The sequence below is a fragment of the Pseudomonadota bacterium genome, assembly GCA_030859565.1.
Taxonomy (GTDB): Bacteria; Pseudomonadota; Gammaproteobacteria; order JACCXJ01; family JACCXJ01; genus USCg-Taylor.
Map to the genome: position 1 here is coordinate 1 of JALZJW010000132.1, position 10,504 is coordinate 10,504.

A 10,504-nucleotide genomic window follows, 5' to 3' on the forward strand; every position below is an offset into this window, starting at 1 on the left:
GAGACCCTGGTAGCCTTATGCGCCTATGATTTCCCGGGCAACATACGCGAGCTTGAGAATCTCGTGATCCGCGCAATGGTGGTAACGGACGGTAGCGAGATCATGCCCGGATCTTGGTTGCCCAAGACGGTAAGACCCAGACATCAAGAGCCGCTCGTGCGCCTCGATAGCTTGGAGCGCGAGGCGATCCTTAAGACCCTGGAAGCGCGCGACGGTAATCTCGATTCCGTAGCGAAAGAGCTAGGGGCGGCGTTCCAAACTCGGTTATCTTACGCTGGCGGCTTTCCTCAAAAAATAATGGCAGACTGACCTCATGAGACCAAATCGTCATTTATAAGGTAGCCGTACACCTTTTATTTCGAAATTGCCGGGAACAGGCTGCTCGCGCCGCTCCGGTTACTCATTTTGAAAACCCGACAAGAACATCGTGAAAAAACAGCATTTTGACGTGGTCGTTGTGGGTGGAGGTTGCGTCGGCATCGCCACAGCCTACAGGCTTAACGTCCGGCACCCGAACCTGAAGGTAGCTGTACTCGAAAAAGAAGATAGGCTAGCGGCCCACCAAACCGGCCGCAACTCGGGTGTTATCCACTCTGGCATCTATTACAAACCGGGCTCCCGTAGAGCAAGACAATGCGTCGAAGGCCGCCGAGAGTTAGTAGCCTTCGCTAAAGAGCATAAGATTGCCCACGACATTTGCGGAAAAATCATCGTGGCTACACAGGAAAAAGAACTAGCTTTCCTGAACAAGCTGTTCGCAAACGGGCAAGCTAACGGCGTGGAAAACATCGAGTTGATCGATGCGAAGCGAATTAAAGAAATCGAGCCTTTCGTCGAAGGCATCGCCGGTATCTGGGTAGGTTGTACGGGTATCATCGATTTCGTAGCGTTGACAGATAAGCTCGGCGAACTGCTACAACAGCAGTTTATCGATAGCAAGATCTTTTTAGGAACTAAAGCGAAAAGCTTTGTTCACCACCACAACTCTACCGAGATTATAACTGACCGCGGCACGTTCGACGCGGGTCATGTCGTAATCTGCGCGGGACTCCAAAGCGACCGCATCGCCCACGAAAATGAATCGAAAAGCAACGTACGTATCTTGGGTTTTCGCGGAGATTATTACGACCTTACCGAGAAAGGAGTACACAAGGTACGCAATCTTGTTTACCCAGTGCCAGACCCGAGGTTCCCCTTTCTCGGCGTGCATTTTACTCGTATGATTCGAGGTGGTGTGGAGTGCGGGCCCAACGCAGTGCTTGTATTTAAACGCGAGGGCTACACAAAAACGGCATTTAGTTTCCGGGATACCTCCGATGCTCTCTTGTTCGGTGGTACATGGAGGTTTGTTAGGAAACATTGGCGCTTTGGTCTCGATGAATACCGTGGCGCGTTTTCTAAAACATTTTTCCTGGAGCGTCTGCGCAAGCTTATTCCGGCGCTCGAAAGCGATGACATCGTGGCGAGCCGTTGCGGCGTGCGCGCGACAGCCCTTGGGCCAGACGGTGAAATAATCGACGATTTCAAATTCGAATTCTACGAGAACGCCATTCACGTAATAAACGCACCCTCACCCGCCGCGACGGCGTGCCTGGCCATTGGTCGAGTTGTTGAAGAAATGGCGACGAAACGGTTCGGTTTGAACGGCCGCTAATATGCTCCATATCTTTGCGCAGTTGTGAAACAGTGCTTGTCGCAGGCCCCAAGAATAAACGTATCACATAACCATCAGATATCCGGTGAATTAGGTTGCTGCTGAAAAGTCGCTAACGGCTTCTGTATGTATAACGCGTTCACAATTGACGTCGAAGACTACTATCACGTACAAGCTTTTGCTCGCGTAATAAGCAAGAGCACGTGGGACACCTATGAATCGAGAGTGGCTAACAACACCCATGCATTACTCGATTTACTCGATGCTCACTCGGTGAAAGCCACCTTCTTTATACTCGGATGGGTGGCAAAACGCCACCCCGAATTGGTTCGCGAAATCGCCACCCGCGGACACGAAATCGCTTCCCATGGAATGAGTCACGTATTAGTGTATACCCAATCCAAGCAGGAATTTCGCGACGAAACACAATGCAGCAAAGCGTTACTGGAAGACCTGTGTCAGCAGCATGTAATCGGATATCGCGCAGCAACCTATTCTATTACCCGCGCCTCGCTTTGGGCCCTCGATATCATTTACGAAGCCGGCTTCAAATACGATTCCAGTATCGTCCCGATCCGGCATGACAACTATGGTATACCGGAAGCTTACCCGTTCCCGAGCCGGCTACGTACCCCGGCAGGTTTCGACATCATTGAGTTTCCGGTTTCTGTATTCACCTATAAGAAATTGAAGGTTCCCGTTGCCGGCGGCGGTTACTTTCGTCTATTCCCTTACGGCTTAACTAAATCCGCCCTGCAGAATATCAATAACGCGGGCCACGAATTTCTGTTCTATCTTCATCCGTGGGAGATTGATCCGGAACAACCCCGTATCAAAACCGCCGGACTACTTTCTCAATTTCGGCACTATATAAATCTGCACAAGACCGAGCCAAGGCTACGCAAGTTGTTAAGCGATTTCTCGTTCACCACTATGCGAAATGTTTTAAGCGACAAAGGCCTTCTCTAAATTTACGCCTGTTACTTTCAAAAGCCCTATTTCATCAAGAGGGAAGATACGACTGGGGCATAGGCAAAATAAACGCCCTTTTTCGTCAAGAGGCACGGCTAGTATAACGATCGGGTGCGGCTCTTTTAGAACGACGTTCATTGAAGTCAAGCAGCCTCCTTCAGAGGATAGCGAGAGGTATGATTACGCTTGAGCTCTTGGGCCTTGTGGAACACCCAGTACGCCTCGAAGTCGCCACTTGAGCGCAGGGAGCGTAATTTCAGGATAGCCTCGGCGTTTTCCAGGATCTGCAGCATCCCGTTGGTGGCTTCCGCGTCATCCCGGAGTTCTCAAAACCGCCGTTGCCAGACTCCCCGCGCTATGTCCAACGGGTGGCGAATTGGTCCCATTCGACGTTTCATCGTTATGTCGAACGTGGCGTTTATCCTTTGCATTGGGCCAATGGGCCCACAGGCGATGTTGAGGCGGGTGAACGAGGTTGAATCCATGCGGCGCAATACGCCAAGGCTATTGCGCCCTACGCGGGCTCAAGCTCTAATACCAGCAGACTTTCGTCCGTGCCGGCATGGAAAAAGGCGATCGGGTCGACACTGTATTCCAATAGCTTCGCGATGAAAAGAAGTAAGAGTCTCCATAACAGCAAGAGGATCGAAGCACCGTGATCATACGTCCAGAAAAACCGGGCGATACCGCCGACATCCGTTACCTCAACGAACAGGCGTTCGACCGCCCGGCAGAGGCCCAGCTTGTCGATACTCTCCGCGCTCGCGGTAGGATCATCCTCTCCCTCGTTGCCGTAAGAAATGACCACGTGGTGGGACACATATTGTTCAGCCCAGTCACCATCGAGACGGAGAGAGCGGCCTTGCCTGTCGCGGGTCTCGCGCCGATGGCGATAGTGCCGACGCTACAGCGACAGGGGATTGGCTCCCTGCTGGTTAAGGCTGGGCTCGACGCGTGCCGAAAAACGGGCTTGGCGGGCGTTGTGGCGTTGGGCCACCCGGACTATTACCCGCGCTTTGGTTTCGTACCCGCGAGCGACTACGGCATCCGGAGTGAATACGCTGTCCCGGAGGGCGTGTTCATGGCGATCGAGCTGCGCGCGGGGGCCTTGCGCGGACATGCCGGGCTCGCGAAGTATGCGCCGGAATTCCAATTGGTGTGAGCGCTCAACGCTGGTGATAAACGGAAAAGCATATCGGGCTTGCAATGCGGGACGGTTTAGGAGAAAGCATGGCCGCGCATGAGGACACACCCCGGGATGTGGTGAGTAAAAAATCAGAGCCGGACCGCAAACCGCAGGCACGTTAGCGATGGGGTTTCCAAAGGGGAGAAGCGCAGCTCTCCCCTTTGGTCAAGGGCGGGTCCATACCCCCGCCCGCGTAGTATATTAATTTTCCCCACCACTCGCCGGCGACAGAGCGATCTCCTCATAAATCGCCTCGCACGCCTGACGGAATTCACCATCATCGACCGCGGCCTTGAGTTCCTCGGGGCGCATCGCACCGTCTGCCCGCAGCGCACTTTTGGCTAGTTCCGGTTGGCCTTGCGAACAGTAGAGCTTCGCTAGATTCAGCCGCGCAATAAAGTATTTGGGATTGATCGCGATCGCGCGTTTCAGCGCCTCCTCGGCCGGGCCAAAGCGACCGGCGCGAAACTCCGCATAGCCAAGGAAATTGTAGGTCTCGGCATCGTTGGGGCGCTCCGCCAGCGCTCGCTTGTAATAGCCAACCGCCCCGTCGTAGTCCTTGGCACGGAAATGGGCGACACCTAACACCCGGTAGCGGTCGGAAGGCGGTAGCTTCAGTAACGGCGTTGACTCCGCGCCGTACAAACGCTGCAGAGTGAGCGGCTGCCAGCTTTCTGTTAGCGTCACCGCGTAGGCATCGATTTGGCCTTCCTTCACAATGAGATCAGATTGAATACGCCGATAGCCTGGCACATCGACCTCCAAGAGATATCGCCCCTGCGGTTTTTCGATGGTGAGCTTACTCGTTTGCGCCTGCTCGACCCCGACGATCTCTCCAGTCTCGGCATTGCGCAGCGTCGCCGTCCAGACTGGAGGCACCTCGAGCTTCTTGAGCGCGGGCAACACGATCACGACCTGGCCAAGCGGCTCCGCCGACAGGCGCGAAAGGGCATTGGCCTGCGGCTGCGCGTTGGCCGAGCGCAAAACGCTATTCTCGCTGGGCACAAGCTCACGGCTCGTATTGAGCGCGCCCCCCAGCCCTTGGGGCAGCTCCGGGCTAGAGGCCGCTACGGCGAGAATCGCGAACACAGAGAAGCCGCGGTTGAAGGCATCGGTTAACGTGCTCGGGCCTTGGATCCAGCAATAACCGATGCCAAGCATGACCAATATAATAAGCGCTACCAGCGCCCCCGCGCCGAACCCCGGCACGAGATGCTCCCGGATCACCTCAGATATCTGCATCACCGTTGCCGTCTTGCCGTTCTTCATCAGATCGCCGAATCCGAGACAGAACGCACCAAACGCCGCCGCGAGATACGTCTGCCACCACGGGACCCAGCCCCTGACCTGAGTGGTACCGTCGCTCATGCTTTCTCCCCTCCAAAGGATAAAGGATAGGAAATTCAACGCAGTTTCGCAAGCGTAGTATCTTTTCGGTGGGGCCCGCAAGCTCTGCGCAGTGGGCCGGCGCGCACTCGACGGTAAACGTTTATCGCTGCTAACATAACTGTGTTATAACGCAGGCGCCGAGGATACGTATCGACAGGCCGCGCTTGGCAGCGGCTATTTGGAAGGCCCGTTATTTGGGTAATGAGAGCATTCCATGAATACCATAAACCCGATCCCGGAAGGCTTTCGCACCCTCACGCCGCATATGATCATCAAGCATGCGACGGCGGCCATGGACTCACCGATGGGTGTGAGCGCTCAACGCTGGTGATAAACGGAAAAGCAGATCAGGCTTGCAATGCGGGATGGTTTAGGACAAGCATGGCCGTGCATGAGAACACGCCCCGGGATACGGGGAGTAAAAAATCAGAGCCGGCCCGCAAACCGCAAGTCGTGATCGTCGGAGCCGGGTTCGGCGGACTGGCCGCGGCAAAGGCTCTAGCGGACGCTCCGCTCGCCGTCACCGTCGTGGACCGTCAGAACTACCATTTGTTTCAGCCGCTGCTCTATCAGGTCGCCACCGCCGCCCTCTCTCCGGGCGATATCGCTTGGCCCATCCGCCGCCTGCTGCGGCGTCAGCCGAACGCGCGGGTCTTGCTGGGCGAAGTGACCGCGGTCGATGCGGCGCGGAAAGTGTTGCACCTGGGCGAGCGATCGCTCCCCTATGATTATCTAGTGTTATCTACAGGAGTCAGGCACGACTATTTCGGCCACGGAGACTGGGAACCGTTTGCCCCCGGGCTCAAGCACCTCGACGATGCCACGGCGATCCGGCGGCGCATCCTTTCCGCCTTCGAGCAGGCTGAGATGGAAACCGATGAGCGCGAGCGGAAACGCCTGCTGACCTTCGTGATCGTCGGCGCGGGACCGACGGGGGTGGAGCTGGCCGGGGCTATCGCGGAGCTGGCGCGCAAGGCGCTCTCGGCTGACTTCCGCCACATCGATCCGCGCAGCGCCCGCATTCTGCTCATCGAGGCCGGCCCGCGCGTGCTGGCGGCCTTCCCCAAGGCCCTCTCGCAGTTCGCCCTCACCTCGCTCGGGCGGCTCGGCGTGGAGGTACTCTTAGGCCAGCCGATGACGGCTTGCGACGCGGGCGGCGTGTCGCTCGGCGACAGCCCCATCCCCGCGGCCACCATCCTGTGGGCGGCGGGAGTCGCGGCCGCGCCGGCGGCGCAGTGGCTGGGCGCCGAACACGATCGGGCCGGCCGTGTCATCGTGAAGTCCGACCTCTCCGTACCGGGCTTACCCAACGTGTTCGTGATCGGCGATGCAGCTCTCGTGCTGGACCCCCAGGGCAGGCCGGTACCCGGGATTGCTCCGGCCGCCAAACAAGCGGGTGTCTATGTCGCGCGGCTGATCGAGGCGCGGATCGCGGGGCAGCCCGCGCCCCCGGCGTTTCGCTATCGTAACCGGGGCAACCTCGCTACAGTCGGGCGCCAATCAGCGGTCATCGACTTCGGCTGGCTGCGCCTTAAAGGGAACCTCGCCTGGTGGATCTGGGGCCTCGCGCACATTTATTTTCTCATCAGCCTGCGCAACCGTCTGCTCGTCGCCCTGCAGTGGCTCTGGTCGTACCTGACCTTCGAGCGCGGCACCCGCCTTATCACCGGATCCGATCGATGACTCCTCCTCCCCCTCGTAAACACAACCGGCCGTGCAGGTCTCGCGGACCACGACTTTTGTAAGCTGCGAAAGGACGGGTTTCAGCCGTTGCCAGATCCAACGGGCCAGGTTCTCACTGGTCGGATTCTCCAGGCCCTCGATGTCGTTAAGACAGTGATGATCCAGCGTCTCGAAAAGCGGCTGGAATTTCTCCCCGACATCGGCGAAATCCATGACCCAACCGCTTTTCGGCTCCGGCGTGCCACGGACATGGATTGCGATGTGGAACGAGTGGCCATGCAGGCGGCGGCACTTGTGGCCTTCGGGAACGTTAGGAAGGAGGTGCGCGGCCTCGATCGAGAATTCCTTGAAGATCTCCATGACACGTCATCCTACCGCTTTTTCGGCCGTCGTTGGAGCAACACCCGCGCATCGCTAGTGGAGTGTCACGGAACACGCCGCATAACACAGCCCGTCATTCCGGCCAAGTCCGCGCAGCGGACGCGAGCCGGAATCCATGCGGACATAGGCCGGCGCTGGATTCCCGCTTCGCGGGAATGACGAATCTGATTTTCGACGCCGATAGTGTTTTATTTGAGTTACAGAACACTACAGACGACCAGCGCACCCCATGTGCCGCTTAAAGTCGTGCGTCTTTTAACCCCTGGCTCGCCTTAAACTGTTCGTACAGTTCAAACGCCCGCAACCACAGCGGTCCCGGTTCAGCGCGGCCCACGGGATGCCCGTCCAAGACGGTCACCGGCAGGATCTCGCGGACCGAGCTCGTCAGCCAAATTTCCTCCGCGCCCATCAGCTCGGCGCGCGGAACCTCTGTTTCCACGCAGCGGATCCCTGCCGCGGGCAATATTTCCACCAGCACATCGCGGGTGATCCCCGGCAGGAGCGCATGGCTCTTGGGCGGTGTGACAATACCGCCCGCGGCGATGAACACGTTGCTGGCCGGCTTCGTCGAGAAGGCGGTTATAGAGCGGCCCCTCGGGGATGGATCTCAGCAAAACCAGCGGCCTTTGCATAAGCTCCTTGCCGCCAAGATTGATCTTCAAGGTCCCGCCTCGTTGCCCGGGGTTAGTAGGTGGGGCGCCACAAATACCAGTTGACTTATCAAGCACTTACGCTGCGGGCCACCTGACCCCATAGTGCTGAGGTGTTATACAGGTATCTGGTGAGACTATACCAGATGTTGGCTAGAGAATATGTTAGTTTATCAAGCACTTAGAGTCATGGGCCACCTGACCCCTTACAGGGAATCTGTGAGTGTATACAGGTATCTGTGTGGACATACAGCTGGTTAACTCTAAGCCTTCCCTCGAATCCAAGCAAGCACTGTATTCGCGACTCCAATCCGGTCGAACTCCATACGCCGAGCCGCGTCGATGCTCGCCCTTGGCAGCGTAAGAAGGCTCTGCTGGGCGCCTTCCCCGCGCCACTCCTTCCTCCGCCAGTTCGCCGGGCATATCATGGCCACACATTCGCCTTATCCCGGCCGTAATCGAACTTCCCCCCTCAAGCTCCACGCTTTTTGATGCAAACAGGCGCCATTCGCTCAGGGCTGCAACCACCGACAGTAGCAATTGATGACATCCCTCACATGACTCCTACCCGGCAACGACACCGCAATAACTTCCCTCGCAACCCCTGGCTGCAATCGAATAGGACCCCTCAAGTCCACTCTAAAATCCGCACGCTTCCAGGTCTTCCCTCGAATCATAGCAAGCACCGCATTCGCGACCGCAATCCGGTCGAACTCTATCAAGTCGAACACGATGGCTTTCCTATGCTCGCCATCATGAGACACGCACGCGACAAGTCCAACCCTTTCACGCTCGCGGCTATCTCATAGCGGGCGGGCGAGGACTGCAGTCGGCGTCTCGCTCGAACAAGTTCGCGCCATCCTCGAACATGCTGCGCGGAGTGCGCTGGCTCCCGCTTAGGTGCGCGTACCGTTTGATCGGAGAGTACCGGTGCCCTTGCGGGAATCATTGACGCAGCACGAAGTCTCGACCACATACGAACGCGGCTGGTCGAAGCTCGGTGAATTGCTTGACGCCGCAGAACAAGACGGGTTTGAGGTATTTGTCACGACCGATAAGAACCTCAGGCATCAGCAGAACCTTGGCGCGCGGCGCATTGCAACTTGTTGTTTTGACCTCGACAAGCTGGCTCCGCATACAGAACGATATAGCGGCTGTGGTTCGCGCGCCATGGTGCTTCTCCAGGAAGCTATGCGGAGGTTCAGATCCTTTGAACGGTTAATTTGAGGGATGCGCGAGGTGCTGTGGCCACGGGTGTATGCACGGAACAAGATCTGACTCCGTAGTTGTGGAGATCATTCCGGGGCCGATCAACGTACGGGTACGGGCCTGACTGCGATCCCCTCTGGGTCTAGTACACACCCCGTCGTAGTCTTCTGTCCCTTTTTGCAACACTCCACGCAGGCGTCTTTCCAGTCATCAATATCGCTGGCCGCCCACACCGATAGGCTGGCTACGAACATTTGCCAGGGCCTGGGCCCCCTTGCCAGAAACAGTTCTTCGCTCGCTACGAACCCTTGGCGGGTGAGGGCGATGCGCTTGCACGCATTCTGACATGATGACTCTTCCGCAACAATCGGCAGAAAGGCACAGCCGAATCTACCGAGAGTAAAAGTCGGGTCTGTTATCGCAGTTTCCAGGGTTGCGACTCCCGGATCAAAACCACTGGCTAGTCGCTCGTCAAGAATGCGTGTCGCAGTGACTCGATGCTCCCGCCCAAAGTCACTAACCGTGACGGTGCCCATCAGCTCGTCGGCAAGAAATACCTTCATCCTAGTTCTGTCCGAGGAGGGATTTGTGATGACGATTTCACCCCTCTCGCCGGTCGGTGCGGCCGTAAAGAAGAAGGTGGCTGGTTGTCTGTCGTCCCGTAGCGAAGGAGTTAGCAAAGGACACTTAAGTTGAACGTCACTTATCGGCACGCGCGGAACCCCTCTGCGCACGGTTTTCTGCCACTGCGTCAATAGTGGTCGCGAGTTCCTCGCGGCGTAACTCCAGCAGAATCCTGGCGTCGAAGAAGCTCTCACGACCTACGTCCAGGACATGAAACACCACCAGATTTTCTCCTGGCTGCACAAATTCCTGTGGCACATCGAAGCGGAATTCGTCTCGAATGGGACAATTGGCGTGGATGATGGTCTCTGTGTTGAGTTGGATGCCGTTAAAAAACGCGCCAACGAGGTCGTTATCGAATGAAGCCAGAATGCGTACGTTGCTCGCTCCCGCGGGAATTGAGACTACATGCCGAACCAGAAGCTGTGAGTTAAGGTCCCAAGGTGTCTGGACGGTCGATCTCAAGGGACAGTCTAGTTCACCTAAACCGCCTCCTCCGGCGCCAAAGGCCCCCTCGCCGTGTTAAAGCCGGAATCATCGAATTCGGGCCGTTCGAATCCAGGTTGCGGTATCTGATCTAGACCGATGATCTGGAACTTATACCCTGAATCCTGATAAGAGAGAAGCTCTAGTCTATTCCAATGCAAGATGAGTCTGAAGGGAGGGCTTATTTCTAATACAAGATGAGTCTGAAGTAAGGCGGCGACTGTTCATGATGGGAGGATGAAGACCATCATGAACGACGGACAATTAGAG

11 protein-coding genes and 1 pseudogene are annotated in these 10,504 nt (G+C 56.9%); 6 read left to right on the plus strand and 6 right to left on the minus strand.

Annotated features, from left to right (window positions below):
* The 3 genes from M3436_16375 to M3436_16385 all read left to right on the plus strand — a co-directional run.
* A partial coding sequence (locus M3436_16375; GenBank protein MDQ3565620.1) for a sigma-54-dependent Fis family transcriptional regulator occupies positions 1–309 on the plus strand: 309 nt, incomplete at its 5' end.
* Positions 310–427: 118 nt separating this feature from the next.
* Complete coding sequence (lhgO, locus tag M3436_16380) at positions 428–1,654, plus strand: L-2-hydroxyglutarate oxidase (GenBank protein ID MDQ3565621.1); 1,227 nt, start codon at positions 428–430, stop codon at positions 1,652–1,654.
* 126 nt (positions 1,655–1,780) lie between these two features.
* Positions 1,781–2,623: a DUF3473 domain-containing protein gene (locus tag M3436_16385; protein ID MDQ3565622.1), complete on the plus strand. Its 843-nt coding sequence runs from the start codon at positions 1,781–1,783 to the stop codon at positions 2,621–2,623.
* A gap of 146 nt (positions 2,624–2,769) precedes the next feature.
* Here the strand turns inward: M3436_16385 and M3436_16390 are convergent, their stop codons facing one another.
* On the minus strand, positions 2,770–2,919 hold the full coding sequence (locus M3436_16390) for a hypothetical protein (protein ID MDQ3565623.1): 150 nt from the start codon (positions 2,917–2,919) through the stop codon (positions 2,770–2,772).
* 362 nt (positions 2,920–3,281) lie between these two features.
* Here M3436_16390 and M3436_16395 point away from each other — a divergent pair, with 362 nt between their 5' ends.
* Positions 3,282–3,788, plus strand: a complete 507-nt coding sequence (locus tag M3436_16395; GenBank protein ID MDQ3565624.1) for an N-acetyltransferase — start codon at positions 3,282–3,284, stop codon at positions 3,786–3,788.
* Positions 3,789–4,013: 225 nt separating this feature from the next.
* Here the strand turns inward: M3436_16395 and M3436_16400 are convergent, their stop codons facing one another.
* Positions 4,014–5,180: a tetratricopeptide repeat protein gene (locus M3436_16400; protein MDQ3565625.1), complete on the minus strand. Its 1,167-nt coding sequence runs from the start codon at positions 5,178–5,180 to the stop codon at positions 4,014–4,016.
* Positions 5,181–5,582: 402 nt separating this feature from the next.
* Between M3436_16400 and M3436_16405 the strand changes: the two genes are divergently transcribed.
* Entirely contained in the window at positions 5,583–6,884 is a 1,302-nt protein-coding gene (locus M3436_16405; protein MDQ3565626.1) for an NAD(P)/FAD-dependent oxidoreductase, read from the plus strand.
* A gap of 9 nt (positions 6,885–6,893) precedes the next feature.
* Here the strand turns inward: M3436_16405 and queD are convergent.
* A pseudogene (gene queD / locus M3436_16410) lies at positions 6,894–7,244 on the minus strand (6-carboxytetrahydropterin synthase QueD).
* A gap of 259 nt (positions 7,245–7,503) precedes the next feature.
* Positions 7,504–7,815, minus strand: coding sequence for an aminotransferase class IV (locus tag M3436_16415; protein ID MDQ3565627.1), 312 nt, complete (start codon positions 7,813–7,815; stop codon positions 7,504–7,506).
* Between the two features lie 1,030 nt (positions 7,816–8,845).
* Here M3436_16415 and M3436_16420 point away from each other — a divergent pair.
* Positions 8,846–9,142, plus strand: coding sequence for a hypothetical protein (locus M3436_16420; protein ID MDQ3565628.1), 297 nt, complete (start codon positions 8,846–8,848; stop codon positions 9,140–9,142).
* An 83-nt stretch (positions 9,143–9,225) separates the two neighbouring features.
* Here the strand turns inward: M3436_16420 and M3436_16425 are convergent, their stop codons facing one another.
* Together M3436_16425 and M3436_16430 are read right to left on the minus strand one after the other, a co-directional pair.
* Positions 9,226–9,804, minus strand: a complete 579-nt coding sequence (locus tag M3436_16425; protein ID MDQ3565629.1) for a hypothetical protein — start codon at positions 9,802–9,804, stop codon at positions 9,226–9,228.
* Between the two features lie 19 nt (positions 9,805–9,823).
* The gene (locus tag M3436_16430; protein ID MDQ3565630.1) at positions 9,824–10,213 is read right to left on the minus strand and encodes a hypothetical protein; all 390 of its coding nucleotides are present in this window, start codon (positions 10,211–10,213) and stop codon (positions 9,824–9,826) included.
* Between the last annotated feature and the right edge of the window lie 291 nt (positions 10,214–10,504).